The sequence below is a fragment of the Pseudomonas sp. UMAB-08 genome (assembly GCF_900095225.1).
Lineage (GTDB): Bacteria > Pseudomonadota > Gammaproteobacteria > Pseudomonadales > Pseudomonadaceae > Aquipseudomonas.
Map to the genome: position 1 here is coordinate 367,184 of NZ_LT607416.1, position 25,185 is coordinate 392,368.

A 25,185-nucleotide genomic window follows, 5' to 3' on the forward strand; every position below is an offset into this window, starting at 1 on the left:
GGCACGCCTAACCAAACAAGGAGTTCAGGGTGGACGATTACCAGCAGATTATTCGTGCCTTGTCAGACCGCATTGTCGTGGCTCAGACACCGATTCGTGTTCTTGATGCAGTGAAGTGGGACGACAGCATTCGCAAGGGTTTCCTTGAGGCCAAAGGCAAGAAGATGCCCGCCGTGGATCGCGCTTACTACGATAACCGGCCGCTGGCATTCGATTCCAACGCGGTGAAGCTGGAGTTCCAGAACATTGAGCGTGACATCACCCGGCAGTTGGGTCAGTTCAACCCGGTCGGGCAGATCATGCGGCGCATGTGCAAGGAGTACCGGATGGTCATCCGCATGCTTGAAGCGCGTGGCACCGCGGATTTCGGCCTGATTTCCCAAGAGCTTTATGGCGCTGCGTCGGATGCCTTCCATGCGGGCGATCCGACACTCGCTGATCTGGGCCTGATGCTTTCCGATTACCTGAACAATATCGCCGGGCGCGGGGACCTCAAGGACGAACCGAAAACGCTCACCGCCAAAGACGCGGTGAATATGCTGCAAACCCGGTTGAACAAGGTGTTTGGTGAGGCGGAGGAGACCATTCGTGTGTTCGAATCCGATGGCATCGTCGCCGACGCGGCGGCCGGTGCCGATTACATCAAGATTCGCACCGACGCCATGTTCAACGAGCGAGACGTGCGGGCGCTGGAAGTGCACGAAGGGCTGGTGCATGTCGGCACCACCCTTAACGGCCAGAATCAGCCGATCTGCACGTTCCTGTCCAAGGGGCCGCCGTCGTCCACGGTGACTCAGGAAGGTCTGGCGATTCTGATGGAAGTGATTGCTTTCGCCTCGTACCCCAGCCGCTTGCGCAAGCTGACTAACCGCACTCGTGCCATCCATATGGCCGAGGAAGGTGCTGATTTCTTGCAGGTTTTCGAGTTCTATCGTGAGCAAGGCTTTGGCATGTCCGAAAGCTACGGCAACGCCAGTCGCGTATTCCGTGGTTCGGTGCCCGATGGTCTGCCATTTACCAAAGACTTGTCCTACCTCAAGGGCTTCATCATGGTTTACAACTACATTCAGTTGGCCGTGCGCAAAGGCAAGCTTGAGCAGATACCGTTGTTGTTCTGCGGCAAAACGACTCTGGAAGACATGCGCACCTTGCGCCAGTTGGTCGATGAAGGGTTGGTGGAGCCGCCGAAATACCTGCCTGAACAGTTTCGGGACATGAACGCCTTGTCCGCATGGATGTGCTTCTCCAACTTCCTCAACCATTTGAGCCTGGACCGGATTGAGGCTGACTACTCCAACATCCTGTAGGCCTCATGGCGAGCAAGTCACCCACATCAAAAGGGAATTGAAGCGTGAAGTTATTGGGCATCCTCACATTGCTCCTGACCCTCACCGGCTGCAGTTCCTTGCTGTTCTACCCCGAGCCGGGCCAGCCGTTTACCCCTGATAAAGCCCATCTGGCCTATCGCGACGTGACCTTGACGGCGGCCGACGGTACCCGATTGCATGGCTGGTGGCTGCCGGCCAAGGCCGGGGTTCCGGTCAAGGGCACGGTGCTGCACTTGCATGGCAATGGCGGCAATCTGGCCTGGCACCTGGGTGGCAGTTGGTGGCTGCCAGAGGAGGGCTATCAGGTGTTGTTGCTGGACTACCGCGGTTATGGCATGTCGCAGGGCGAGCCTAGCCTGCCGGGGATCTATCAGGACGTCGACGCAACGTTTGCCTGGTTGAACAGCGCGCCCGAGGTGCAAGGCAAGCCTCTGGTGGTGCTCGGGCAAAGTCTTGGGGGTGCGATAGCGGTGCATTATCTGGCCGAGCATCCGCAACAGCGCGCTCGGGTCAAGGCGCTGATACTTGACGGAGCACCGGCCAGCTACCGCGATGTTGCCCGGTATACCCTCAGCACCTCATGGTTGACCTGGCCGTTGCAAACGCCGCTGTCGTGGCTGATTCCTGACGCGGACAGCGCGATCAAGGGCCTGCCACAGCTGAGCGGAACGCCGCTGCTGATTTTCCAGAGCCTGGATGATTCGCTGGTGCCCCTTTCCAACGGCATCAGTCTGTATCAAGCTGCGCCCCCTCCGCGTGTCCTGCAATTGACGCGTGGCGGGCATGTGCAGACATTCTCTGACCCTACGTGGCGTCAGGTGATGGTGCGCTACCTGGAGGATCCGCAGCACTTCAATGGCCTGCGGCGTTTAGCCGAAGTTCCGAATTACCCCAGCCACTCGGGTGCGCTGCGTGCACAACAGAATTCAGAAATTGAACATTCAGAGAGTCCGCAATGAGCGAAGAACGTAACGCAATTCCCATGATCGTCACCGGTATCTGCACCATTCTGGGCACCGTCGGTGTCCTCTGGTACTACGGCTACCTGCATTTCGCCAAGCCTGAGGACGCGCTGTTGCTCAGCGAGTTCACTATGCTCAAGACCATTCCGGGGGAGGATTATAAAATCGCTCTGGAGCCTGCCGCCGAAGTGGCGCAGTGCATTGACGGCGTTCTGGTGCTGTTCAACACCGAGCAGAAAGGCCTCAGCGGTGTGCTGATCAACAGTAAGAAGCAAGCTGTGCGCTGCGCTGGCGAAGAAACACCGCAGCAGTTGCAGCCGTAACGCCGCTGCCTGACCGGCCCGTACAGATCAAGCTTTGCCGCGGTATCGGGTGAGGCACAAAAAAGCCCCGCCTGCGGAATGAACGCAGGCAGGGCTTTTTAGGTTACGTCAGTCGATTAATGCATCGAAGAACGCGGTGCTACAGGCTGGTTGTCGTTGGAAATGGTGACTTCCACACGGCGGTTCTGTGCGCGCCCCGAGTTGCTGGTGTTATCGGCAACCGGGTATTCCTTGCCATACCCCTGGGCGACGATGCGCTCAGGACTGACACCCATTTTCACCAGAGCCATCCTTACCGAATTGGCACGACGCTCGGACAGCGACTGGTTATACGACTCCGAACCGCTGCTGTCGGTGTAGCCTTCGACAATCACTTTGCGATCCAGATTTTCCTGAAGGAATTGGGCCAGCTTGTTGATGTCGACCAGACCGCTTGATTTCAAATCGGCCTTGTTGAAGTCGAACAGCACATCGCCGAATGTCACCACGGTCCCGCGTTCGGTTTGCTTCGCGTTCAGGCTGGCTTGCAGCTGCTTGATCTGGGCATCACGCGCATCCAGGCGCGCTTGGGCACGTTGTCCGGCAGCGTTTTTCAGATCGCCTTCGGCGGTGCGCAGGTTAATGGTCTGCTTGGCGACTTCGACCCGTTGATTGGTCAGGTAAGCCAGTTGATCGACCCTCTTCTGGTCTTCCTTGCTCTGGTAGGCCTTGTCAGCCTTATCCAGCCAATCGCTGGCGTCCTTGGTTTCCAGCGCAGCCACTTTGCTGGCTTGCGGGTTGGCTTGCAGGGCCGAGAAGTTGGTCCGTGCTTGCTCAAGATTCACGTTTGGCTGTGAAGAGCAGGCTGCCAGGCCAACGCTGAGCGCCAGAAGGGCAGGGATCATCAGTTGTTTACGCATCATTTTTTTCGTCCTTTAAATCAATTGCGAAGCACGTGATTACGAATGCACGAGGGAGTGGGCGAGGCCGCGCTTATTGCGAGGTACGCATGCCTTCCTCACGTAATTCATCAACGCCTTGATGGGCATCCTTGACCGCTCTTTCGGCTTTAGCCGCTTGAGCCTTGCGTTCAGCTACGCGGGCGTCCCATTCAGCCTGTTCGGCCAAGCGTTTGGCTTCGTCGTATTTTTTGTCGTGCATGGCCATTTCTGCTTGCTTGAGCTTGTCCTGCGCAGACTTCATTTCCACGGCGGCAAACTCGGGGCCGCCAGCGGTTACGGCGCTGTTCACGGCCGATTGAGTCACGGCGTACTGCTCCGTCGGTGGGTTGCCAGCACAACCGGCCAGTACCAAGCTGCTGCCGAGGGCCAGCGCAGCAAGTTTCAACCCGCGCAGGTTGCTAAACGAGGTGTTGGCAGTGCTGATCTTCATGGTGTTCAACTCCATTGGGTAACTCCTGAGAACGCTTGATTTTCCATGACAGTCATTTGCCTGACGCGTGTGCAATAACAGTGTCCATGCCAACTGCTACCAGGGCTTTTCCTGTGATGGCTATTTGCTGTGACCTATTTGGTTTTTGAATAGTTCAGTCAGGTTTTCAAATGGATGATGTTTTGGATCCAATCCGCGGAGGCTCTAGCGTGAGACTCATGGGAGCGCGCGCAGGCAAGCCGACCGCAAAAGGCAGCCGGTATGCGAGGGTCAGAGAGGGCTGGGAACGACGCTGTAATCAGTTGTTTTGCGTGTCGGCCTGTTCGGTCAGATCATGCAGATAACGTCGCGACAGCGCGAGAAAGCGCGGGGTAGGACCAATGTCCTCGTAGAGTGGATCACCTTCTTCATCGGTGGCCACGACATGGTTGCCTTTCACATAGGGGAAGCTGGTTTCGAGCTCTTCGAGTGCAGCGCCAATCAGTTCGCCGAGCAACTCTTCGGGAAGACGTTTGGGGTACATCTCGGAAATAGCAGCCAGGCGAGCGGCAGATTCGACGTCCAAATGAATCGCATAGCCGGTTTTGGTCAGGCGTCCCTTGGCATTCTGTTCCCAGTGTTGTGCGAGCTCACGGATCTTCATATGGACCTCAGGGTTATTAACCCACTTGTGGCGGGTGCAATCGGGGCAGTAAGCCGTTGTGTGGCTCATTCTTGAGATTAGCTCTATCTGCGTAGAATGTTAGCCACAGAACAACAGCATACGGTTGCGCGCTTGTCAGAGCTTGCCGCTCTGTGCACTCTTGCTAGATCAGATTTTTGCGCGCTTGTTCAGTCTGATTTCTGTCATGACTGAGCGGCACCGGTCCAGAAACGCTGGAGAGAAGGGCTTATGGCTGATATCGATGTACGTTTGCGTGAGGACGTTCACCTGTTGGGTGAGCTGTTGGGCAACACCATTCGTGAGCAACACGGGTCTGAATTTCTCGACAAGATCGAGCGTATCCGCAAGGCGGCCAAGGCCGGGCGCCGTGATTCGGCGGCGGGCACCGAGCAACTGAGTTCAAGCCTGGACGAGCTGAGTGAGGATGAGCTTTTGCCGGTGGCAAGGGCGTTCAACCAGTTTTTGAACCTGGCCAATATTGCCGAGCAATATCAACTTATCCACAGGCGCGATGATTCCCAGCCTCAGCCCTTTGAATCCCGCGTACTGCCTGAATTGCTTGAGCGTCTGAAAAAAGCCGGGCATAGCCCCGAGGCCTTGGCTCGACAGTTGGGCAAGCTGGAAATCGAGCTGGTGTTGACCGCTCACCCGACCGAAGTCGCACGACGGACGCTGATTCAAAAGTACGACGCCATCGCCGAACAGCTGGCGGCGCTTGATCATCGCGACCTGAATGCCGCCGAGCGCGAACAGATCACTGTGCGCTTGCAGCGATTGATCGCCGAAGGCTGGTACACCGAAGAAATTCGCCGCACGCGTCCGACCCCCATCGACGAGGCAAAGTGGGGTTTTGCGGTGATCGAGCACTCGCTCTGGCATGCCATCCCCCATTACTTGCGCAAGGCAGATCGTGCCTTGCATGCCGCGACCGGGCTGCACTTGCCGCTGGAGGCCGCCCCGATCCGTTTTGCCTCGTGGATGGGGGGTGATCGCGACGGCAACCCGAATGTCACCGCTGCGGTCACCCGCGAAGTCTTGCTGCTGGCGCGCTGGATGGCCGCCGACCTTTACCTGCGTGACATCGAACAACTGGCCTCTGAACTCTCTATGCAGCAGGCCAGCGCCGAGTTACGTGCGGCGGCGGGTGATAGCGCCGAACCCTACCGAACCGTGCTCAAGCAACTGCGTGATCGCCTGCGAGCGACCCGTAACTGGGCGCAATCTTCCCTGGTCGTTACGCAGCCGGCGCCCGATAACATCCTGCAGAACAACCGTGATCTGCTAGAGCCGCTGCAACTGTGCTTTCAGTCGCTGCACGCGTGCGGCATGGGCGTGATCGCCGACGGTCCATTGCTGGACTGCCTGCGGCGCGCCGTCACGTTCGGTCTGTTCCTGGTGCGTCTAGATGTGCGCCAGGACGCCAGTCGCCACAGTGCGGCAATGACTGAAATCACCGACTATCTGGGCCTGGGTCGTTACGAGGAGTGGGATGAAGAAACCCGCATCGCCTTCCTCTTGCGCGAGCTGAACAATCGGCGGCCTTTGTTGCCGAGTCATTTCAAACCGGCTGCCGATACCGCCGAGGTCCTTGCCACGTGCCGGGAAGTGGCGGCGGCACCGGCAGCCTCATTGGGCTCCTACGTGATCTCGATGGCGGGCTCGGCCTCCGATGTGTTGGCGGTCCAGTTGCTGCTCAAAGAGGCCGGGCTGCAACGGTCGATGCGTGTGGCGCCGTTGTTCGAAACCCTGGCCGACCTGGATAACGCGGGTCCGGCGATCCAGCACCTGCTCAGCCTGCCGGGCTATCGCTCGCGCCTGCATGGCCCGCAGGAAGTGATGATCGGGTATTCCGACTCGGCCAAGGATGCCGGCACTACGGCGGCTGCCTGGGCGCAATACCGGGCGCAGGAAAGCCTGGTGGAGATCTGCCGCGAGCAGCAGGTCGAATTGCTGTTGTTCCATGGTCGCGGCGGTACCGTCGGGCGTGGGGGTGGTCCTGCGCATGCGGCGATTCTGTCGCAACCGCCGGGGTCGGTGGCCGGGCGTTTCCGCACCACTGAGCAGGGCGAGATGATTCGCTTCAAGTTCGGCTTGCCGGACATCGCCGAGCAAAACCTCAACCTGTACCTGGCGGCGGTGCTCGAAGCGACCTTGCAACCACCGCCCATGCCAGAACCTGCGTGGCGGCAGATGATGGATCACTTGTCGGCCGACGGCGTTAGCGCATACCGCGCGGTGGTGCGCGAGAACCCTGAGTTTGTTGAGTATTTCCGCCAGGCAACCCCTGAGCAGGAATTAGGCCGCTTACCGTTGGGCAGTCGTCCAGCCAAGCGCCGCGAAGGTGGCGTGGAGAGCCTGCGTGCGATCCCATGGATCTTCGCCTGGACCCAGACCCGCCTGATGCTGCCCGCCTGGCTCGGCTGGGAAGCGGCTCTGGGCAAGGCACTCGAGCGTGGCGAGAGCGACCTGTTGGCTCAGATGCGTGAGCAGTGGCCTTTTTTCCGCACCCGTATCGACATGTTGGAGATGGTTTTGGCCAAAGCCGACAGCGACATTGCCCGAATGTATGACGAACGGCTGGTGGAGCCCCGTCTGCAACATTTAGGTGCGCACTTGCGCGACCTATTGTCGCAGGCATGCGCCGCGGTTCTGGGGCTCACAGGCCAATCTCGCCTACTGGCACATAGCCCTGAAACGCTCGAGTTCATCAGTCTGCGCAACACGTATCTGGACCCGCTGCATTTGCTCCAGGCCGAACTCCTGGCCCGTTCGCGCAAGCGTGAGGCGACTTTGGACAGTCCGTTGGAACAAGCGTTACTGGTGTCTGTGGCGGGCATCGCTGCCGGATTGCGCAACACAGGTTGAGGGTGTCGGGCGCTGCCCGGGGTGGGCGGCGCCTGTCATAAAGTGGCAAGATAGTGACCTTTGGCGACGCATCCTTATAAGGTTGCACCCAGTCGCAACTTTTGGCGGGTGTACTTTTGGGTGTCGGTACGCCACGAGTTGCTGCGACTTTTGGTAGCTTGTGTGGGGATAGTCTGCTGTGTATCTTGATCAGCCTTTAGCCAATCTTCGGCTGAATCCCTTTTTTGAGATTGGCCCCATGAGGCGAGTCTGACGATATCCATATAAAAATTGAGGAGCACATCGATGCGCGTGATTCTGCTGGGAGCTCCCGGGGCCGGTAAAGGTACTCAGGCACAATTCATCACCGAAAAATTTGGTATCCCGCAAATTTCCACTGGCGACATGCTGCGCGCGGCAGTCAAGGCCGGTACCGAGCTGGGCTTGAAAGCCAAGAGCGTCATGGACAGCGGCGGCCTGGTTTCCGATGACCTGATCATCGGCCTGATCAAGGACCGTATTGCTCAGCCTGACTGCGTCAATGGCGTCCTGTTCGATGGCTTCCCACGCACCATTCCCCAGGCAGAAGCCTTGGTAGAAGCTGGCGTGGAGATCGACAACGTGGTCGAAATCGCAGTCGATGACGAAGAAATCGTCAAGCGTATTTCCGGCCGCCGTGTTCACGAAGGTTCCGGCCGCGTTTACCACCTGATCTACAACCCGCCAAAGGTTGAAGGCATGGACGACGTTACCGGCGAACCGCTGATTCAGCGCAAGGACGACGTCGAAGCGACCGTGCGTCATCGTCTGGAGGTCTACCACGCTCAAACCAAACCGCTGGTGGCCTTCTATCAGAAGCTCAGCACTGCGAATGGCAAGCCCAAGTGCAGCCATATCGAGGGCGTTGGTTCAGTTGAAGGCATTACCGCCAAGGTGCTGGCTGCTTTGAGCTGATAGCGCTTTTTGGTGATTAACTACGGCCCGCTTGCGGGCCGTAGTTGTTTATACTGCTGCACTTTTTCACCATGACGGAAACACCGATGACCACCTTGCTGGCCCTGGATACCGCCACTGAAGCTTGCTCTGTCGCCTTGCTGCACGATGGCAAAGTGTGGAGTCACTACGAGGTGATTCCGCGACTGCATGCCCAGCGCCTGTTGCCGATGATCAAGGATCTGCTGGCCGAGGCGGGGATTGCCCTGTCCGCTATCGACGCCATTGCCTTCGGCCGTGGTCCTGGCGCGTTTACCGGTGTGCGGATTGCGATTGGTGTCGTTCAGGGGTTGGCGTTCGCCCTGGAGCGCCCGGTGTTGCCGGTGTCGAACCTGGCGGTACTGGCGCAACGCGCTTTCCGTGAACACGGCGCCCGACAGGTCGCCGCCGCCATCGATGCGCGCATGGATGAAGTGTATTGGGGTTGCTACCGTGAAACAGCGGGTGAAATGCGTCTGGTGGGCGCCGAAGCCGTGTTGCCGCCGGAGCACGCCGGTTTACCTGCCGATTCGACGGGCGACTGGTTTGGCGCAGGGACTGGCTGGGGCTATGCTGACCGGATCGCGGTCAAGCCGGCAGAGCAGGATGCGGGAATGCTGCCCCATGCGCAGGATTTGCTGACGCTGGCCACCTTCGCCTGGCAACGTGGTGAAGCTATTGTGGCCGACGACGCGCAACCGGTTTACCTGCGTGACAAAGTGGCGACACCCAAAGCCCGGCCGCTCTGAATCCCTGTGTCGTCGCAGCTGATACAAAAGCGACACTTTATCGGCGCTTTAGAACCTTTTGAGCACTATGTGGTCTAGTAATCGTTCGGATATTTGCCAAGTATCGTTCGTGCAGCTAGATTGCCATTATCAAACGCCGAGTACGCATCAATGCGCATAGACGGACCCTCATCACGCTCCTACCCCATAAAGCGCAAGCCTCGCAAAGGCACTGCGACGGTTGAGGGTTCCTTCGAGGAAGTGGACAGCGAGATCGAAGTTCCGTCCAAAGTGCCTGCCAAGTCGTCCCGCGCGCAAGCTTCAGCCACGAGCAACGTCCCGGCTCGCCAGCAAGACATGATATTCCCCCGCTCCGTCAGCAATCGCGTCGCCTATGCGCTGGCCAGTTATCTCACCACGGCCAGCTTTGTCGATTGGGATCTGGAAGTGTTGGGCCTCGATCTTCACGTTTGAATCCTCACCCACTCCCGTATTACCTCGGTTGCCCGTCCTGGAGTGAAAACGCCTGGCGTGAGTCGCTGTACCCCGAAAGTGCTCGCCCCAACGATTTTCTGGCTCTGTACGCGCAGGTGTTCAACGCCGTTGAAGGCAATACCACGTTTTATGCGCGGCCCTCGCCGGTCATTGTTCAGCGCTGGGCGCAAAGCCTGCCTGAAACCTTTCGCTTCACCGCCAAATTTCATCGCGACATCAGCCACTGCGGCGATCTGCGTCAACAGCTGCATGCCGCCGAGGATTTCATCCAGTTACTCGCGCCGCTGGGCCAAAGGGTCGCCCCCCTGTGGCTGCAGTTGCCCGCCAGCTTCGGGCCAACGCGTCTCGCTGAGTTGGTCAGCTTTATCGATGCTGTTGAGCGACCGCTAGCGGTCGAGGTCCGTCACCTGGCATTTTTTGCCAAGGGCGATGAAGAACGGATGCTCAATCGATTACTGCTGGACCGTGGTGTGGAGCGTATCTGCCTCGATCCTCGGGCGCTGTTCAGCTGTGTGTCGAGCGATCCTGCCGTGCTGCATGCGCAATCGAAGAAGCCCAAAGTCCCACCACGCCCTGCCGCCCTGACACAGTTCCCCCAGGTGCGCTTTATCGGCCATCCATTGCTTCAGGCCAACGACCCGTTTCTTGTGCCGTGGGTAGAGAAAGTAGCCAGCTGGATTGAAGAAGGGCGCACGCCTTATGTGTTCCTGCACACCCCCGACAACCTCCAGGCGCCAGACCTTGCTCGACGTTTTCATCAGCAATTGATGGCTCGTCTGCCCGGATTACCACCGTTGGCGACGTTGCAAAGAGAGCCCGTCGCGCAGCAACTGGGCTTGCTGTAAGGTCGATAGCTGCGACTATCAACCTTCAGTCTCCAAGGAGTGTGCAAATGGATTCGCAGTTACTTCGCGCCCAACTTTTCAAGTCCTTGCATGAGCGAGAGGGGGCTTTTGTCATCCCTAACCCCTGGGACGCCGGCTCGGCCAAGTTACTCGCTTCGCTGGGTTTCGAGGCGTTAGCCACGACCAGTGCGGGTCTTGCATTCACACTGGGGCGTGCCGACGCAGAAGGTGCGGTCAGCCGACAGGAGACCCTGGATAATGTCGCCGCAATCGTCAACGCCACGGCATTGCCAGTGGCCGCAGACTTGGAAAACTGCTTCTCTGACAGCCCGGAAGGCTGCGCTGATACGATTCTGAAAGCCGCTGCATTAGGTATCGTTGGCGGCTCGATTGAAGATGCCAGTGGTCATGCCGACAACCCGATCTATGCCTTCGAATTGTCAGTGGAACGGGTCAAAGCTGCCGTTGCCGCAGCGCGCAGCTTACCGTTCCCCTTCATGCTGACCGCCCGCGCCGAGAACCTGCTGCACGGCCGTCTGGACTTCGCGGACACCTTGCGCCGTATTGAAGCCTACGCCGAGGCGGGTGCGGACGTGCTATTCGCGCCGGGGCTGCGTACGCGCGACGAAGTTATCGCTGTAGTGCGCGCCGTCGCGCCAAGGCCGGTTAACGTAATAATGGGGCTGAGCGGTGTGACGCTCTCGGTCGCTGACTTGAGCGCTTGCGGAGTCAAACGAATCAGCGTCGGCTCATCTTTGGCAAGGGCTGCCTTGGGCGGTTTTTATCGCGCGGCTCAAGAAATCAGCCAGCATGGCACCTTCACTTATGGCCAAGAGGCGCTGCCGTTCGCTCAATTGAATACCCTGTTCAGTGCATAGTGTTCGACGCGGTGTTTACGCAGCCATGCGCAGGTTTTGCAGAATAATAGGCCGAGCCCAGCCGTTTTCGTAATCCAGATGACGTTGCTGAGCGGCGATGGTCTCTGGCTCGAGGGGCAGGGCGGGCTTGTCTGCCAGGTCCCATTCGAGCTCGGCGATGGGCAAGTGCAGCGGTTGCTGTTGCGGGCCGGGGCCAGGGTTTTCATCACGCTGCGGAGGGTTGAGCACCAATGGGCGGACCCAGCCGCTTTCAAAATTAAGCTGCCGCTGTTGCGCGATCATGTCAGCGACAGTGAATGGCTCGGCCGGCTTGTCCAACAGGTCGAGTTCAAACTCGGCAATGGGCAGGTGCAGATGTTCAGGGGGCGTACGCTGCACGTCGTCAACCGCGCAGTCACGCTGATCGACGATCTGCCCAAGGGTGTCAGTGCCACTCAGCGGTTCGCCGCTGGCGTTTGCTGCAAGGGTGCTGAACTCAGTCGATAACTCGGTGTTATCGCCGATTTGCTCGGCCATCGCGCGGGCGAACGCATCCTGCCAGAGCTGGGTAACGCCGCTCAAGGCTCGGGAATTGCGGAGGCTGTAGTCGCCTGCGTGCGACAAATAGCCTATCGGTGAGGGTTGAATATCAGACATAGCGCTCAGTTGACCGTCCGGCTCTGGCAAAATGCCGGATATTCCTGTTATCGGCCAATGTTGCCGATCATTAACAAATTAGTTGAGCGTATGGGCACATGAGTGAGCAACACGCGGGCAGCCGCATCCGGGTTGAAGCCCTGACAAGCAACGGACACGCGCAGGCGCTGGACTGGGCACAACGTCTCGGCCTGCCGTTAGAAGACGCCGAAGCAGAATTCGCCCTGCAAGTGACGGACGACGGCTTACAGCTACAGCAATTGGGCGCCGACTCTTCGGGCCCGGTGCGAGTGGACTTTGTCGAAGGGGCTGTGGCCCACCGACGCTTGTTCGGTGGTGGCAGTGGGCAAATGATCGCCAAAGCGGTCGGCATTCAGCCCGGCGTTCGCCCTCGAGTGCTGGATGCGACAGCCGGGTTAGGCAAGGACGCGTTCGTGCTGGCAAGCCTGGGGTGCAACATGAGCCTGATCGAGCGTCAGCCGATCATCGCCGCTTTGCTTGAAGATGGCCTGGCCCGTGGTCTGCGGGATCGTGAAGTGGGGCAGATCATCGCCCAGATGCGTTTGCTGACCGGTAACTCCATCGACTTGATCCGCGCCTGGGAAGGCGAACCACCGCAAGTGATCTACCTCGATCCAATGTTTCCGCACCGGGAAAAAACCGCGTTGGTGAAAAAAGAAATGCGCCTGTTCCGCCCGTTGGTGGGCGATGACATGGATGCGCCGGCGCTGTTGGAAGCTGCACTGGCGCTCGCCACTCACCGAGTCGTGGTCAAACGGCCCCGCAAGGCTCCGTGCATCGATGGACCGAAACCGAGTTATGCGCTGGATGGCAAATCCAGTCGTTACGACATCTACCCGAAGAAGGCGCTGAAGGGCTGATATCGCCTTTGCAACCTTGCCCCGTATTTGCCGCCGCGCTATCGCGCAGCAAACTGAGTCCAGGTAGGAGCTGACTTGTCTGCGAATAAGCCCGGCACGGGCTTCCGGCGGGTTTGGGTCTAACCCTGCAGCCATGATCATCTGCTAGTGGGTGTTGGATCGAGGTGCGGCAGGTGGACCTGCGCTGAATGGTCTTCGCAGACAAGTCGGCTCCTACAAATAATCTTATATTTCAAATGGTTATCGATTTTTTGATAGGACTGTCGCGCAGCAAACTGAGTTGCGATTTGTGTGTCGTGATTGGTGGTGGTGTGTCAGATGAGCGGCCTTCGCGAGCAAGACTACGCGTCCCGGTTACTCCTACCGGGATCTTGATTCGTCTTTGGTTTTTGTATGGATTGACTGTCGAATTACGGTAAGGCCCCGTTTCCAGAAGGCCGAGCGCAGGTGTTGCATAGGAGGGCTTGCCTGCGAATGGCCTGACGCTGTCTGGGGCGGTGTGCAGGGTAGACGCCTAAGGCCGATAAGCCCGCATAAACAAGCTCACGACTTCCTGGACATGCGCTTCGGCGTCGTGTTCGTCCGGCAGGTCGCCGCAGCCGATCAGCAGGCGAAAATTGCAGGCGCCCTTGAGCAGGCACAGAAAGTGCTCGGCAGCGAGGTTTGGTTTGTCGATGCTCAGGCTGCCGGCTTTGTCGATCTGAGTCAGAAAACGCTCCATCTCCAGCAGAATTCGTTGGGGACCGGCCTCGAAAAAAATCTGCGACAGTTTCGGGTCCTGGCTGCCCAGTGCGACCATCAAGCGATGCAGCGCCAACGAGTCAGGACTGTTGATCAGCGCGTAAAAGCCCCGACCAATCTTCGACAGCAATGCCTCTACAGGCATGCCGTGGGGGATCTCGAAAAACAGCTCGGGCAGTTGCTCCTCACAGCGCGCCACCACTGCGGCGGAAAACAATGTCTCTTTATCGGTGAAATGGTTGTAAACCGTCAGCTTGGAAACCCCGGCTTCTGCGGCCACGGCATCCATACTGGTACCGGCGTAACCGTTGCACACAAACAGGTTTTTCGCGGCGTTGAGGATGGCTTGGCGTTTTGCCAGGTCCTTCGGGCGGCCAGGGCCTGAAGCGCTTAATGAGGGGCGGGTTAATGAATTGTCAGGCATCGTCGTTTTAATAGTGGACTGGTGAGTTTGGTATTTCTTACTATACGCTTCAGTACAATAATTAAAGCATCCTTTGCCAAAGGTCCATCACCATGTTTCGCGATGCCTTGTCCTTTACCCTGCCAATCAGCCTGGTGTTTTTACTGGCTGCCTGTGGTCATGAAGAACCTGCCCTGCCCACCGTGCGGCCGGCCATGGTCGTGCAACCACAGCCTTCATCGCAGTCGATGGACAGTTATCCCGGTGAAGTCCGCGCCCGGTTCGAGCCGGAATTGGCGTTTCGTATCGCCGGCAAGGTGACCAAGCGTCTGGTAGAAGAGGGCGCGAGGGTCAAGGCCAATCAGCCGCTCGCCGAGCTGGACCCGCAGGATGTGCGCCTGCAACTGGAAGCGACCCGCGCTCAGGTGACCGCCGCTGAAGCCAATCTGCAACTGGTCCGCTCTGAGCGTGATCGCTACAAGACATTGATGGATCGGCAACTGGTCAGCCGGTCTCAGTTCGACAATGCCGAGAATCTGTTCCGCGCCGGTGAGGCACGGCTCAAGCAGATCAAGGCCGAATTCAATGTCGCTGATAATCAGGCCGGCTACGCGGTGCTGCGCGCGCCGCAAGACGGTGTGATCGCCCGGCGTCTGGTCGAAGTCGGGCAAGTCGTGGCGGCGGGGCAGACCATGTTTACCCTGGCTGCCGACGGCGAACGCGAAGTCCTGATCAGTCTGCCAGAGCAAAATTTCGGGCGTTTCAAGACCGGTCAGGCCGTCACTGTCGAGTTGTGGACGCAACCCGGTCAGCGTTTTCCTGGGCGCATCCGTGAGTTGTCGCCTTCTGCCGATCCGCGGTCACGTACTTTCGCCACCCGCATCGCTTTTGCCGAGGGCAAAGTGCCCGCCGAGCTGGGCCAGAGCGCACGCGTATTTATCCAGACCGAACACACTGTCGCCCTGTCGGTGCCGTTGTCAGCGTTGACTGCCGAGAACGGCGTCAACTACGTGTGGCGGGTCGATGCCGATAACACGCTCAAGCGTGTTCCGGTGCGAATCGCTGCCTACGGTCAGGACAGCGTGCCCGTCCTCGAAGGCCTCAACGCCACGGATTGGGTGGTGGCAGCCGGTGTCCATGTGCTGCACGAGGGCGAGCAAATACGGCCGGTGGATCGCGGTAATCGAGAAGTGAAACTGGCGGCGAAGGAGTAGGCACGGATGCGTTTCAATCTTTCCGAGTGGGCACTGCGCAACCGCCAGATTGTCCTGTTTCTGATGTTACTGCTGGCGATTGTGGGTGCGGTTTCCTACACCAAGCTTGGCCAGAGTGAAGATCCGCCATTTACTTTCAAGGCGATGGTCATCCGCACCAACTGGCCCGGCGCGAGTGCGGAGGAAGTTGCGCTGCAGGTGACCGACCGCATTGAGAAGAAGCTGATGGAGACCGGTGAATACGAGCGCATTGTCTCGTTCTCACGGTCAGGCGAATCCCAAGTGACGTTCATGGCGCGTGATTCCATGCACTCGGCGCAGATTCCCGATCTCTGGTATCAGGTCCGCAAAAAAATCAGCGACATCCGTCACACCTTGCCACAGGGCATACAGGGGCCGTTTTTCAACGATGAGTTCGGCACTACGTTCGGCAATATCTATGCGCTGACGGGCAAAGGTTTTGACTACGCCGTGCTCAAGGATTACGCCGATCGCGTGCAAATACAGCTGCAGCGGGTCAAGGACGTGGGCAAGATCGAACTGCTGGGGTTGCAGGACGAAAAAATCTGGATCGAGCTGTCGAACGTGAAGCTGGCGACCCTTGGGCTGCGCTTGCAGACGGTGCAGCAAGTTCTTGAAGAACAGAACGCGGTATCGGCAGCGGGTTTTTTCGAGACCCCCAGTGAGCGCATTCAGTTACGGGTAACCGGTCGCTTCCAGTCGGTGGACGAGATCAAGAATTTCCCGATTCGCGTGGGTGATCGTACATTCCGCATCAGTGATGTGGCCGAGGTTTTTCGCGGCTTCAACGACCCACCTGCGCCGCGCATGCGTTACATGGGTGAAGACGCCATCGGTCTGGCCGTGGCCATGAAAGACGGTGGCGACATTCTGGTACTGGGGCGTGCCCTTGAGACTGAATTTGCCCGGGTGCAGAAAAACCTCCCGGCGGGCATGCAGCTGAGCAAAGTGTCGGACCAGCCAGCGGCGGTGAAAACCGGGGTCGGCGAGTTCGTGCAGGTGCTGGCCGAGGCGCTGGGCATCGTGCTGCTGGTGAGCTTTTTCTCCCTGGGCATGCGCACCGGGATGGTTGTCGCCCTGGCGATTCCGTTGGTACTGGCGATGACCTTCGCCTGCATGTACTACCTGGGGATTGGCTTGCACAAGATTTCCCTCGGCGCGCTGGTGCTGGCGTTGGGCTTGTTGGTGGATGACGCGATCATCGCGGTCGAGATGATGGCGATCAAGATGGAGCAGGGTTACGACCGGCTCAAGGCTGCCAGTTTCGCCTGGACCAGCACCGCTTTTCCGATGCTCACCGGCACGCTGATCACGGCGGCAGGTTTCTTGCCGATTGCCACGGCGCAATCAGGCACCGGTGAATACACCCGTTCGATCTTCCAGGTGGTGACCATCGCGTTGTTGGCGTCCTGGGTTGCGGCAGTGGTGTTCGTGCCCTATCTGGGTGAGCGGCTGTTGCCGGATCTGGCGAAAATCCATGCGGCCAAACATGGCGCGGGGGCACCCGACCCTTACGGTACGCCCTTCTATCAGCGCGTGCGGCGCATGGTGGGTTGGTGTGTACGGCGGCGTAAAACGGTGCTGGTACTCACCCTTGGCCTGTTCGTGCTCTCGGTGGTGATGTTCCGTTTCGTGCCGCAGCAGTTTTTCCCGGCGTCCGGGCGACTGGAGCTGATGGTCGATTTGAAGCTGGCCGAAGGCGCGTCGTTGAGCAACACAGCTGAGCAGGTCAATCGGTTGGAGCAGATGCTCAAGGATCATCCGGGCATTGATAACTACGTGGCCTACGTCGGCACCGGTTCGCCGCGGTTCTACCTGCCGCTGGATCAACAGTTGCCCGCCGCCAGTTTCGCCCAATTCGTGGTGTTGGCAAAAACCATCGAAGACCGGGAAGTCCTGCGCACCTGGCTGATAAAAAGCCTCAACGAGCAATTTCCGACCCTGCGCTCCCGGGTGACTCGTCTGGAGAACGGGCCGCCGGTGGGCTACCCGGTGCAGTTCCGCGTGACAGGCGAACACATCGAGGAAGTCCGCGCTCTGGCGCGTAAAGTCGCGCTCAAGGTTGGCGAGAATCCACACGTGGCGAACGTCCATCTGGACTGGGAAGAGCCGAGCAAGGTTGTAAACCTCAACGTGGATCAGAATCGGGCGCGGGCGCTGGGCGTGAGCACTGCCGATCTGTCGCGATTCCTGCAAAGCTCGCTGACCGGTTCCAGCGTCAGCCAATACCGCGAAGACGACGAGCTGATCGAGATTCTGTTGCGGGGCACCCCTCATGAGCGCAAGGACCTCGCCTCGCTGCCGAGCTTGGCGATCCCTACCAGCAACGGCACCAGCGTCGCCTTGTCGCAGATCGCGACCCTGGAATACGGCTTTGAAGAGGGCATCATCTGGCACCGCAACCGCCTGCCGAACGTGACCATCCGCGCCGATAACTATGGCAAGGAACAACCGTCGACCCTGGTCCAGCAGATCCTGCCGACACTGGACGGCGTACGTGCCGAGTTGCCGGACGGCTATTTGCTGGAAGTCGGCGGCACGGTCGAAGATTCTGCGCGGGGACAGAACTCGGTCAAAGCCGGTGTGCCGTTGTTTATTGTGGTGGTCCTGACCTTGCTGATGCTGCAATTACGCAGTTTCTCGCGCACCGCCATGGTCTTTCTCACCGCACCGCTGGGTTTGATTGGGGTGACCTTGTTTCTGATCGTCTTCCACCAACCGTTCGGTTTCGTCGCGATGCTCGGCACCATCGCCTTGTCGGGGATGATCATGCGCAACTCGGTGATTCTGGTGGACCAGATCGAACAGGACATCGCCGCCGGGCTGGATCAATGGCAAGCGATCATCGAAGCCACCGTACGGCGTTTCCGGCCCATCGTCCTCACGGCACTGGCGGCCGTGCTGGCGATGATCCCGCTGTCACGCAGCGTGTTTTTCGGCCCGATGGCGGTCGCGATCATGGGTGGCCTGATCGTGGCGACCGCACTGACACTCTTGTTCCTGCCCGCGCTGTATGCAGCGTGGTTCAGGGTGAAGAAGGTAGAGCTGCAGGCGCGTTGATTACAGCGCGCCAAACACCTTTTTCGCCAGGCTGGTTGCGGCATCTGCCGGGTTTTGGCGGATGGCGGCTTCTTGTTTGCCGATCATTTCGAACAGGCCATTGAGGGCCTGTTCGGTCACGTAACCTTCGATGTTGGCGTCTTTGGTGTCGACGACGCCCAGGCTGGCGGCCTGGCCGGCGAACGCGTTGTATTTTTGTGCGACACCGACTTTATCGGTCGCTTGCTTGACGATGGGCAGGAATTTGACGCGGATCTGCTCGCGACTGGTCTTGCTCAGGTATTGGGTGGCTGAATCATTGCCGCCGCTGAGGATGCTCTTGGCATCGTCCACGCTCATCTTCTTCACGGCATCGACCAACAGCGCCTGGGCTTGCGGTACAGCGGCTTCGGCGGCCTGGTTCATGGCGGTCTCCAATTGATCGACCTGCGCGCCCATGCCGAACTGCTTCATCTTCTTCGCGACTTTGCCGAGACTGCCCGGCAGTTCTATGCGCACATCCTTGTTATTACTGAAACCACCTGGCGTGCCCAGTTGCTTGACGGCAATCTGCGCGCCTTGGGTCAGCGCATCCTTGAGGCCGCCAGTGGCGTCCGACTGTGACAGATCGCTCAGGGACAGGGCGAACACGCTGGTCGACAGCAACAGGCCCGCGCACAGGCCAGCGAAGGTAACGGAAGGGCGGAGCATGGCAGCATCCTTTTCAAAGGGATTGGATTGATAAAAGGGTGGCACGGGTTTGCAGGCCCGCGCCAGGGGATCACTGAACAGAATCCAGGCGAATTCGCAGCGGTTTCTGATCTTGACCGTCCAACTGTACGACATACTGCGCGGTAGTGATGAACAAGAGTTTGCCCTCCACTTCAATGCGCGCACTCACCGAATAACGATGGCCCGGCTGTACGTGTTTTGGATCGTATTCCAGGCTGAAAGGCAAAGGCACCTGGCTTTTGATCGGGCCACTTTGTCTGGCCAGCACAACCACAGGAGCATCGGCCTTGGACACGTCGTGAAGGCTGACATTCAAGATCGCAGTGGGTGGCAGGGTGATGCGTTGCAGGTAAAAAACTTCCCCGTCAAGGCTGGCTTGAGAGGACGGCTGCGAGATACTGCACGCGCCGAGCAGGCTGGTCAGAAGGATGAGTGCCAGGTTTTTCATCGGAATCTCCTTATCGGTGGCGTCAGAAGAAGCCTGACGCCATCGACAGGAATCTAAAGGATTTAGCCCGCAGGGTCAGCCTCTGTTACATCTTCGCTGCGATGCAGGGCCACTTGGCGGATCGACAAACGGATCTCGGCGGGCAAAACCCGCTTGGCTGCGCCTTCCGCCAGCTCGCCCAGGAGCTCGTGGTAGCTGAGCTTGCCCGCAGGGTCCTTGTGCAGGACGCCGAGGTCGAGCAAGGTCTGGATAAAGTGGCGGAACAGGCTTTTGTCGAAGAACTCCGGTGCGTTGAGGCCATGCAAAATCGACAACCGCTGAGCCATGACCGTGCACAAGTCTTCCAGTTCTTCGGCGCTGATGCTGTTCTGGCCACTGTTGAGCAGCAGCGAAATCGCCATATAGAAGCGTTGCAGCGTCTGGGCAATGACCCGTGACAGCAGGGTCAGCAGGACGAAGTGACGCGAACTCGGGGCCGGGCGCAGGTAGACGTCATTTTCAAGGCGCAACAGGCCTTGCTCGACGAAGGCCTCGAGCCACTGGTCGATCACTGCGTCCAGCTCGTTCAGCGGCCAGCGAATGAACAGCTCCGATTGCAGGTACGGGTACAGCGCCCGGGCATAGCGCAGGATCTGTTCACGGCTCATCCGTGATGAACTCTGGAAGAAACTCGCCAGCAGCGAGGGCAGGGCCACGATGTGCAACACGTTGTTGCGGTAGTAGGTCATCAAGACCGCGTTCTGCTCATCCAGGTAGAGGATTTTGCCTAACGCATCCTTTTGCTCGGACAACAGGTTCATGCCCTTCACGTAATCGATCAAGGCCTTGCCGTCACCTTCAGGCAGCGTGGTGTGTGGCGAGTAAGGCACCCGACGCAGCAGGGTCAGGTACAGGTCGAGAATCCGCGCCATGGCTTGATCGTCGAGCGCCAGCTTATTGGTGGACAGTAGGGCCAGCGCCACCAGATTGACCGGGTTGATCGCCGCGGCTTCATTCAGGCCCTGAGCCACGCGTTCGCCGAGGCGCTGGGTGGTTTCGTTCAGCCAGCCGGGGCGGTACTGCGGCCCCAGCGTTTGCTCGCGCCAATTCGGTTGCTCGTGGTCGAGGAACTCAGCCAGTTTGATCGGCTCGCCGAAGTTGACCGACACCTGGCCGAAGCGTTGCTTGAGGGCGCCAATCACTTTGAAAATATCGAAGATCGACTCTTTCTTTTTAGCCGCGCCGCGCAGCTCGCCCAAGTAGGTGCGGCCTTCGAGCACGCGCTCGTAACCGATGTACACCGGAACGAAAACGATCGGCATCCGTGAGTTGCGCAAAAAGCTGCGCAGGGTGATCGCCAGCATGCCGGTTTTGGGTTGCAGCATGCGCCCGGTGCGCGAGCGGCCACCTTCGACGAAGTACTCGACGGGGAAGCCCTTGGTGAACAGCGTATGCAGGTATTCATTGAAGACTGCGCTGTACAGCGGGTTGCCCTTGAACGTGCGGCGCATGAAGAAGGCGCCACCGCGCCGCAGCAGACTGCCGATCACCGGCATGTTCAGGTTAATGCCTGCGGCGACGTGGGGGGGTGTCAGGCCATTTCGAAACAGCAGGTAGGACAGCAGCAGGTAATCGATATGGCTGCGATGGCACGGGACATAAATCACTTCGTGACCTTGGGCGACATCCTGCACGCCTTCGATATGACTGACCTTGATACCGTCGTAAATCTTGTTCCAGAACCAGCTCAGCACCACTTCGAGAAAGCGGATCGCCGAGTAGGTGTAGTCCGAAGCGATTTCATTGCCGTAGCGCAGGGCGTTTGCCTGGGCTTTGCTCTCGGGGATGTTCTCGCGCTCGGCCTCTTCGAGGATGGCTTGCTTGACCAGCGGCTCGTCCAGCAGGCCCTTGACCAGATTGCGGCGGTGCGACAGGTCGGGGCCGATGACGGCAGTTTTCAGGTTGCGAAAGTGCACCCGCAGAATGCGCTGGGTCATCCGCAGGGTGCGTTCGTGGCCCTTGTTCTCTTGGACCAGTTCGCGCAGATGGATCGGTGCGGAAAATTGCACGCGGGTCTTGCGGCCCAGAATCAGGATGCTGACCAACCGGCGCAAGCGCCCGGTCACCGCCCAACTGTCTGCGAACAATAGCTTCCAGGGGCTCGACTCACTGTCTGGCGACTGACCCCAGAACACGCTGACCGGAATAATCTGCGCATCTTCGGAGGCGTTCTGGCTAATGGCACTGACCAGCCGCTCCAGGGTTGGGGGCGCGCCGCGTTTGTCCTGGCGGCCCAGCCAGTCGGGCTCTGGGGTCAGGTAGAAGAACGCAGCGGGCTCGAGCAGGTTTCCCACGGCTACCGGCAGAATCGGTCGCGGCAGCCCGGCTTTGCGGCACTCGGTATCGATCACCGCGAGGTCGCTTAATGAGGGGGATTGCAGGGCGTAGAACACCGGGCGGCTGCGGTCGAGGTTGAGGGTGAAGGACGACTGATTGATGGTTTCCGAGCGAACCCAGAGGTACATCAGTCGGCGCAGGGTGCCAAACACAAGACGGCGGAACGGGGAGCGGGTCATACGGCTTCTGCTGAATAAGGGGGAAACGAGCAGTTGCTCGGGGGAGACAGTGTGCCGCATCTGCTGAAGATCGGCAAAAAACGACGCCGTTTATGTGGATTTCGCCGTTTTTAATGCTGGCCTATACTCGGCCGTCAAATAATAAAAAACAGGAGCAACGATCCAATGTCAGCACGTGAAACAGGCAGTGTGAAGTGGTTCAACGATGCCAAGGGCTATGGCTTCATCCAGCGTGGAGATGGCGCGGACGTGTTCGTGCATTACCGCGCCATCCGCGGGGAAGGGCACCGTTCACTGGCGGAGGGCCAGCAGGTCGAATATGGCTTGGTCGAAGGTCAGAAAGGCTGGCAGGCAGAGGACGTCGTGGGGCTATGAAATAAGCAGGTAGCACACAAATTTGGAGGAGATGTCGCCCCGTCTGCGACGCCGCGCAGCAAACTGTAGGAGCGGGCTTGCCCGCGATAAGGACCGAAGGGCCTTCCTGCGACATCGGCGCCAACCCATTTACGACTGCTTCGCAGCCGATCGCGGGCAAGCGCGCTCCTACAGATGATCGTGTAATGCTGTCAGAGATGAGTCTGGTCGAGGCTCAGGTCGTGTGCCAGACGATCTCTTCTTCGCCGTCGCTGCTGATGCGAATCCAGCGGTCGGCGGCGTCGTCGCTCTCTTCTTCGATCCACGTGCCCGGTGCGCAGCGAACTTCAACGTTCAGTGCGGCGAAGGCAGCGCGGGCGCAGGCGATGTCGTCCTCCCATGGGGTCTTGTCGCTTTCCAGAAACAAGCTGTTCCATTTGCCGACAGCCTTGGGCAACCAAGTCACGGTCACGTCACCGGCTGTGCATTTGTACGTCTGACCTTTCTTGACCCAGGCGGTGCAAGGGCCCAGCGCAGCGCTGAGCCAGGCAGCGATGGCCACGTAGTCGACGTCAGCGTCTTTCAGGTAAATCTCGATATCGGGTTGGCGCATGGATGCCTCGTGATTGATTGAAAATCCATTCGCGGATTCATTTGGCTGCCCCGCACAGGCAAGGCAGCGTCGATTCAGGGTGTGTAGATTCGCTGATTATTGAAGCACGAAATAATCGTAACGCATCGAAACCGTCACTTCGAACGGCTCTGGCTGCTCAATGACATTGGCCCGGCGTTCGGCACTGGCGCGCCAGCCGTGGGGCGTCATGGCCAGCAGGTTGGCACGGGCTTGAGCGTCGACCAGGCTCAGGGTAAAGCGCAAGGTCTCGCTGTGCTGCAAGTGCATATCAGCCGGCACTTGCATCAAGTGTTTGTCATCGACGTATTCACGCACTTCGTCATAGAGTCGCTCACGCAGTTCCATCAGGTGTTCGCTGGTCGGGCCGACACGCATCAAGCCGCCGCCGGGGCTCAGCAGGCGTCTGGCTTCGTGCCAGTCCAGCGGGCTGAACACGCTGGCAAGGAACTGGCAGCTATCGTCGGGCAGTGGCACGCGGGCCATGCTGGCGATCAACCAAGTGATTTTTGGATCGCGCCGGCACGCGCGCTTGATCGCTTCGCGAGAAATATCCAGCGCATAGCCATCCGCATCCGGCAGGGCCGCAGCGATTTGCGCGGTGTAATAACCCTCGCCACAACCGATGTCCAGCCAACGTGCGGGCGCGCGTTCGGCTGCCAGTTCCGCGAGGCGCTTGGCGACCGGCGCGTAATGGCCTGCATTGAGAAAGTCGCGTCGGGCTTCGACCATGGCCTGATTATCACCAGGGTCGCGGCTGTTTTTGTGTTGGACCGGCAGCAGGTTCAAATAGCCCTGGCGTGCTCGGTCGAAGCGGTGACCAGCGGGGCACACCACGCCGTTATCAACCGCGCTGAGCGCTGCTGTGCAAATCGGGCAAGTCAGCATCATGCGAGCAATTTGACCAGAGTCTGGTAGTAGATTTCGGTCAGGAGATCGAGGTCGCTGGCCAGAACGCGCTCATTGACCTGATGGATCGTGGCATTGACCGGGCCCAGTTCGACGACTTGCGTGCCCATCGTGGCGATAAACCGCCCGTCCGAGGTGCCGCCGCTGGTCGATGCCTGGGTGTCGCGGCCGGTGACGGCCTTGATGCTTGCGGACACCGCGTCCAATAGAGCGCCGGGTTCGGTGAGGAACGGCAGGCCGGACAAGGCCCATTCCACATGCCAGTCCAGCCCATGCTTGTCGAGGATGGTGGCGACCCGCTGTTGCAGGGCTTCGACGGTGGACTCGGTGGAGAAGCGGAAGTTGAACATCGCCGACAACTCGCCGGGGATGACGTTGGTCGTGCCGGTGCCTGAGTTGAGGTTGGAGATCTGAAAGCTGGTCGGCGGGAAGAAGGCGTTGCCGTGATCCCAGTGCTCTGCGGCCAGTTCGGCCAACGCCGGTGCGGCCAGATGGATCGGGTTCTTCGCCAGGTGCGGGTAGGCCACATGGCCCTGAATCCCGCGCACGGTGAGTTTGGCACCCAATGAACCGCGACGGCCGTTTTTGACCATATCGCCTACCAGTGTGGTGCTCGACGGTTCGCCGACGATGCACCAGTCCAGGCGCTCTTTACGTGCTGCCAGACGCTCGATCACCGCCTTGGTGCCGTGGTGTGCAGGGCCTTCTTCGTCGCTGGTGATCAGGAACGCCACCGAGCCTTTATGGTTGGGGTGATCGCCGACAAAGCGCTCAGCCGCCACCAGCATTGCCGCCAGACTGCCTTTCATGTCAGCCGCGCCACGCCCGCAAAGCATGCCGTGCTCATCGATCAATGCGTCGAACGGATCGTTCTGCCAGGCTTGAAGCGGGCCGGTTGGCACCACGTCAGTGTGCCCGGCGAAGCACAGCACCGGGCCTTCGTGGTTGCCATGGGTGGCCCAGAAGTTATCCACATCCTCGATACGCATGGGTTCCAGTTTGAAACCGGCATCGCCCAGGCGTTGCATCATCATCGCTTGGCAGTCGGCGTCGATCGGCGTGACCGATGGACGACGGATCAGGTCGCAGGCGAGTTGGAGAGTGGGCGAAAGGTCGGCTGGGGCCGTCATGAAAGGACTCCGGGTAGGGCACGGTACGGTTTTGTAGGAGCTGGCTTGCCTGCGATCCGGTGTGAAGCGCTGGCAAAATAG

Annotated in this window: 24 protein-coding genes; 13 read left to right on the forward strand and 11 right to left on the reverse strand. The window is 59.2% G+C overall.

Features of this window, described 5'->3' with window-relative positions:
* The first annotated feature begins 29 nt into the window (after positions 1-29).
* From K0F75_RS07365 to K0F75_RS07375, 3 genes are read left to right on the forward strand one after another with little or no spacing between them, the layout of a single operon-like run.
* Positions 30-1,307 (forward strand): flavohemoglobin expression-modulating QEGLA motif protein, encoded by a 1,278-nt coding sequence (locus K0F75_RS07365; RefSeq protein WP_219061191.1) that lies wholly within the window; start codon positions 30-32, stop codon positions 1,305-1,307.
* Positions 1,308-1,351: 44 nt separating this feature from the next.
* The gene (locus K0F75_RS07370; RefSeq protein WP_219061192.1) at positions 1,352-2,287 is read left to right on the forward strand and encodes an alpha/beta hydrolase; all 936 of its coding nucleotides are present in this window, start codon (positions 1,352-1,354) and stop codon (positions 2,285-2,287) included.
* On the forward strand, positions 2,284-2,613 hold the full coding sequence (locus K0F75_RS07375) for a hypothetical protein (protein WP_219061193.1): 330 nt from the start codon (positions 2,284-2,286) through the stop codon (positions 2,611-2,613). Before K0F75_RS07370 ends, K0F75_RS07375 begins: the two co-directional genes overlap by 4 nt.
* A gap of 116 nt (positions 2,614-2,729) precedes the next feature.
* On the opposite strand, the gene K0F75_RS07380 is transcribed toward K0F75_RS07375, so the two are convergent.
* The 3 genes from K0F75_RS07380 to K0F75_RS07390 all read right to left on the reverse strand — a co-directional run bounded on the left by K0F75_RS07380 (position 2,730) and on the right by K0F75_RS07390 (position 4,627).
* A complete protein-coding gene (locus K0F75_RS07380) occupies positions 2,730-3,512 on the reverse strand; it encodes an OmpA family protein (protein ID WP_219061322.1) in 783 nt (260 codons plus the stop codon).
* A 73-nt stretch (positions 3,513-3,585) separates the two neighbouring features.
* A complete protein-coding gene (locus K0F75_RS07385) occupies positions 3,586-3,999 on the reverse strand; it encodes a DUF4398 domain-containing protein (protein WP_219061194.1) in 414 nt (137 codons plus the stop codon).
* 283 nt (positions 4,000-4,282) lie between these two features.
* Positions 4,283-4,627, reverse strand: coding sequence for a pilin assembly protein (locus K0F75_RS07390; RefSeq protein WP_219061195.1), 345 nt, complete (start codon positions 4,625-4,627; stop codon positions 4,283-4,285).
* Between the two features lie 249 nt (positions 4,628-4,876).
* Here K0F75_RS07390 and ppc point away from each other — a divergent pair, with 249 nt between their 5' ends.
* The 6 genes from ppc (at position 4,877) to K0F75_RS07420 (ending at position 11,410) form a co-directional block, all read left to right on the forward strand.
* Positions 4,877-7,513, forward strand: coding sequence for a phosphoenolpyruvate carboxylase (gene ppc / locus K0F75_RS07395; RefSeq protein WP_219061196.1), 2,637 nt, complete (start codon positions 4,877-4,879; stop codon positions 7,511-7,513).
* Between the two features lie 285 nt (positions 7,514-7,798).
* Complete coding sequence (gene adk / locus K0F75_RS07400) at positions 7,799-8,446, forward strand: adenylate kinase (RefSeq protein WP_219061197.1); 648 nt, start codon at positions 7,799-7,801, stop codon at positions 8,444-8,446.
* A gap of 86 nt (positions 8,447-8,532) precedes the next feature.
* Positions 8,533-9,213 (forward strand): tRNA (adenosine(37)-N6)-threonylcarbamoyltransferase complex dimerization subunit type 1 TsaB, encoded by a 681-nt coding sequence (gene tsaB, locus K0F75_RS07405; protein ID WP_219061198.1) that lies wholly within the window; start codon positions 8,533-8,535, stop codon positions 9,211-9,213.
* A gap of 150 nt (positions 9,214-9,363) precedes the next feature.
* Positions 9,364-9,666 carry a hypothetical protein gene (locus K0F75_RS07410; RefSeq protein ID WP_219061199.1) on the forward strand — a complete coding sequence of 101 codons (303 nt, stop codon included), beginning with the start codon at positions 9,364-9,366 and terminating at the stop codon, positions 9,664-9,666.
* Positions 9,663-10,532 (forward strand): DUF72 domain-containing protein, encoded by an 870-nt coding sequence (locus K0F75_RS07415; RefSeq protein WP_219061200.1) that lies wholly within the window; start codon positions 9,663-9,665, stop codon positions 10,530-10,532. Before K0F75_RS07410 ends, K0F75_RS07415 begins: the two co-directional genes overlap by 4 nt.
* 47 nt (positions 10,533-10,579) lie before the next feature.
* On the forward strand, positions 10,580-11,410 hold the full coding sequence (locus tag K0F75_RS07420; protein ID WP_219061201.1) for an oxaloacetate decarboxylase: 831 nt from the start codon (positions 10,580-10,582) through the stop codon (positions 11,408-11,410).
* Between the two features lie 15 nt (positions 11,411-11,425).
* On the opposite strand, the gene K0F75_RS07425 is transcribed toward K0F75_RS07420, so the two are convergent.
* Entirely contained in the window at positions 11,426-12,046 is a 621-nt protein-coding gene (locus tag K0F75_RS07425) for an energy transducer TonB (protein ID WP_219061202.1), read from the reverse strand.
* A 98-nt stretch (positions 12,047-12,144) separates the two neighbouring features.
* On the opposite strand from K0F75_RS07425, the gene K0F75_RS07430 reads away from it, so the two are divergent.
* The gene (locus K0F75_RS07430; protein ID WP_219061203.1) at positions 12,145-12,927 is read left to right on the forward strand and encodes a class I SAM-dependent methyltransferase; all 783 of its coding nucleotides are present in this window, start codon (positions 12,145-12,147) and stop codon (positions 12,925-12,927) included.
* 514 nt (positions 12,928-13,441) lie between these two features.
* On the opposite strand, the gene K0F75_RS07435 is transcribed toward K0F75_RS07430, so the two are convergent.
* Positions 13,442-14,092 (reverse strand): TetR/AcrR family transcriptional regulator, encoded by a 651-nt coding sequence (locus tag K0F75_RS07435; RefSeq protein ID WP_219061204.1) that lies wholly within the window; start codon positions 14,090-14,092, stop codon positions 13,442-13,444.
* A gap of 92 nt (positions 14,093-14,184) precedes the next feature.
* On the opposite strand from K0F75_RS07435, the gene K0F75_RS07440 reads away from it, so the two are divergent.
* Both K0F75_RS07440 and K0F75_RS07445 read left to right on the forward strand, forming a co-directional pair.
* Complete coding sequence (locus tag K0F75_RS07440) at positions 14,185-15,285, forward strand: efflux RND transporter periplasmic adaptor subunit (protein ID WP_219061205.1); 1,101 nt, start codon at positions 14,185-14,187, stop codon at positions 15,283-15,285.
* Positions 15,286-15,291: 6 nt separating this feature from the next.
* Positions 15,292-18,366, forward strand: coding sequence for an efflux RND transporter permease subunit (locus K0F75_RS07445; protein ID WP_219061206.1), 3,075 nt, complete (start codon positions 15,292-15,294; stop codon positions 18,364-18,366).
* On the opposite strand, the gene K0F75_RS07450 is transcribed toward K0F75_RS07445, so the two are convergent.
* The 3 genes from K0F75_RS07450 to plsB form a co-directional block, all read right to left on the reverse strand.
* Positions 18,367-19,056, reverse strand: a complete 690-nt coding sequence (locus K0F75_RS07450) for a DUF4197 domain-containing protein (RefSeq protein WP_219061207.1) — start codon at positions 19,054-19,056, stop codon at positions 18,367-18,369. It abuts the gene before it with no gap.
* A gap of 70 nt (positions 19,057-19,126) precedes the next feature.
* On the reverse strand, positions 19,127-19,525 hold the full coding sequence (locus K0F75_RS07455) for a YbaY family lipoprotein (protein ID WP_219061208.1): 399 nt from the start codon (positions 19,523-19,525) through the stop codon (positions 19,127-19,129).
* A 62-nt stretch (positions 19,526-19,587) separates the two neighbouring features.
* The gene (gene plsB, locus K0F75_RS07460) at positions 19,588-22,080 is read right to left on the reverse strand and encodes a glycerol-3-phosphate 1-O-acyltransferase PlsB (protein ID WP_219061209.1); all 2,493 of its coding nucleotides are present in this window, start codon (positions 22,078-22,080) and stop codon (positions 19,588-19,590) included.
* A gap of 165 nt (positions 22,081-22,245) precedes the next feature.
* On the opposite strand from plsB, the gene K0F75_RS07465 reads away from it, so the two are divergent.
* On the forward strand, positions 22,246-22,455 hold the full coding sequence (locus tag K0F75_RS07465; RefSeq protein ID WP_219061210.1) for a cold-shock protein: 210 nt from the start codon (positions 22,246-22,248) through the stop codon (positions 22,453-22,455).
* Positions 22,456-22,669: 214 nt separating this feature from the next.
* On the opposite strand, the gene K0F75_RS07470 is transcribed toward K0F75_RS07465, so the two are convergent.
* The 3 genes from K0F75_RS07470 to dapE all read right to left on the reverse strand — a co-directional run bounded on the left by K0F75_RS07470 (position 22,670) and on the right by dapE (position 25,104).
* Complete coding sequence (locus tag K0F75_RS07470; RefSeq protein WP_219061211.1) at positions 22,670-23,047, reverse strand: hypothetical protein; 378 nt, start codon at positions 23,045-23,047, stop codon at positions 22,670-22,672.
* A gap of 96 nt (positions 23,048-23,143) precedes the next feature.
* The gene (locus tag K0F75_RS07475) at positions 23,144-23,953 is read right to left on the reverse strand and encodes a putative RNA methyltransferase (RefSeq protein ID WP_219061323.1); all 810 of its coding nucleotides are present in this window, start codon (positions 23,951-23,953) and stop codon (positions 23,144-23,146) included.
* The gene (gene dapE, locus K0F75_RS07480; RefSeq protein ID WP_219061212.1) at positions 23,953-25,104 is read right to left on the reverse strand and encodes a succinyl-diaminopimelate desuccinylase; all 1,152 of its coding nucleotides are present in this window, start codon (positions 25,102-25,104) and stop codon (positions 23,953-23,955) included. The genes K0F75_RS07475 and dapE overlap by 1 nt, the downstream gene beginning before the upstream one ends.
* Between the last annotated feature and the right edge of the window lie 81 nt (positions 25,105-25,185).

Excerpts from the sequence above, each read along its gene's own strand:
- K0F75_RS07445 (WP_219061206.1), top strand. The coding sequence starts at position 15,292 with ATGCGTTTCAATCTTTCCGAGTGGGCACTGCGCAACCGCCAGATTGTC.
- K0F75_RS07375 (WP_219061193.1), top strand. The coding sequence starts at position 2,284 with ATGAGCGAAGAACGTAACGCAATTCCCATGATCGTCACCGGTATCTGC.
- plsB (WP_219061209.1), bottom strand. The coding sequence starts at position 22,080 with ATGACCCGCTCCCCGTTCCGCCGTCTTGTGTTTGGCACCCTGCGCCGA.
- K0F75_RS07420 (WP_219061201.1), top strand. The coding sequence starts at position 10,580 with ATGGATTCGCAGTTACTTCGCGCCCAACTTTTCAAGTCCTTGCATGAG.
- K0F75_RS07465 (WP_219061210.1), top strand. The coding sequence starts at position 22,246 with ATGTCAGCACGTGAAACAGGCAGTGTGAAGTGGTTCAACGATGCCAAG.
- K0F75_RS07410 (WP_219061199.1), top strand. The coding sequence starts at position 9,364 with ATGCGCATAGACGGACCCTCATCACGCTCCTACCCCATAAAGCGCAAG.
- K0F75_RS07435 (WP_219061204.1), bottom strand. The coding sequence starts at position 14,092 with ATGCCTGACAATTCATTAACCCGCCCCTCATTAAGCGCTTCAGGCCCT.
- K0F75_RS07385 (WP_219061194.1), bottom strand. The coding sequence starts at position 3,999 with ATGGAGTTGAACACCATGAAGATCAGCACTGCCAACACCTCGTTTAGC.
- dapE (WP_219061212.1), bottom strand. The coding sequence starts at position 25,104 with ATGACGGCCCCAGCCGACCTTTCGCCCACTCTCCAACTCGCCTGCGAC.
- K0F75_RS07450 (WP_219061207.1), bottom strand. The coding sequence starts at position 19,056 with ATGCTCCGCCCTTCCGTTACCTTCGCTGGCCTGTGCGCGGGCCTGTTG.
- K0F75_RS07455 (WP_219061208.1), bottom strand. The coding sequence starts at position 19,525 with ATGAAAAACCTGGCACTCATCCTTCTGACCAGCCTGCTCGGCGCGTGC.
- K0F75_RS07390 (WP_219061195.1), bottom strand. The coding sequence starts at position 4,627 with ATGAAGATCCGTGAGCTCGCACAACACTGGGAACAGAATGCCAAGGGA.
- K0F75_RS07475 (WP_219061323.1), bottom strand. The coding sequence starts at position 23,953 with ATGCTGACTTGCCCGATTTGCACAGCAGCGCTCAGCGCGGTTGATAAC.
- K0F75_RS07470 (WP_219061211.1), bottom strand. The coding sequence starts at position 23,047 with ATGCGCCAACCCGATATCGAGATTTACCTGAAAGACGCTGACGTCGAC.
- K0F75_RS07380 (WP_219061322.1), bottom strand. The coding sequence starts at position 3,512 with ATGCGTAAACAACTGATGATCCCTGCCCTTCTGGCGCTCAGCGTTGGC.
- K0F75_RS07440 (WP_219061205.1), top strand. The coding sequence starts at position 14,185 with ATGTTTCGCGATGCCTTGTCCTTTACCCTGCCAATCAGCCTGGTGTTT.
- tsaB (WP_219061198.1), top strand. The coding sequence starts at position 8,533 with ATGACCACCTTGCTGGCCCTGGATACCGCCACTGAAGCTTGCTCTGTC.
- K0F75_RS07430 (WP_219061203.1), top strand. The coding sequence starts at position 12,145 with ATGAGTGAGCAACACGCGGGCAGCCGCATCCGGGTTGAAGCCCTGACA.
- K0F75_RS07425 (WP_219061202.1), bottom strand. The coding sequence starts at position 12,046 with ATGTCTGATATTCAACCCTCACCGATAGGCTATTTGTCGCACGCAGGC.
- ppc (WP_219061196.1), top strand. The coding sequence starts at position 4,877 with ATGGCTGATATCGATGTACGTTTGCGTGAGGACGTTCACCTGTTGGGT.
- adk (WP_219061197.1), top strand. The coding sequence starts at position 7,799 with ATGCGCGTGATTCTGCTGGGAGCTCCCGGGGCCGGTAAAGGTACTCAG.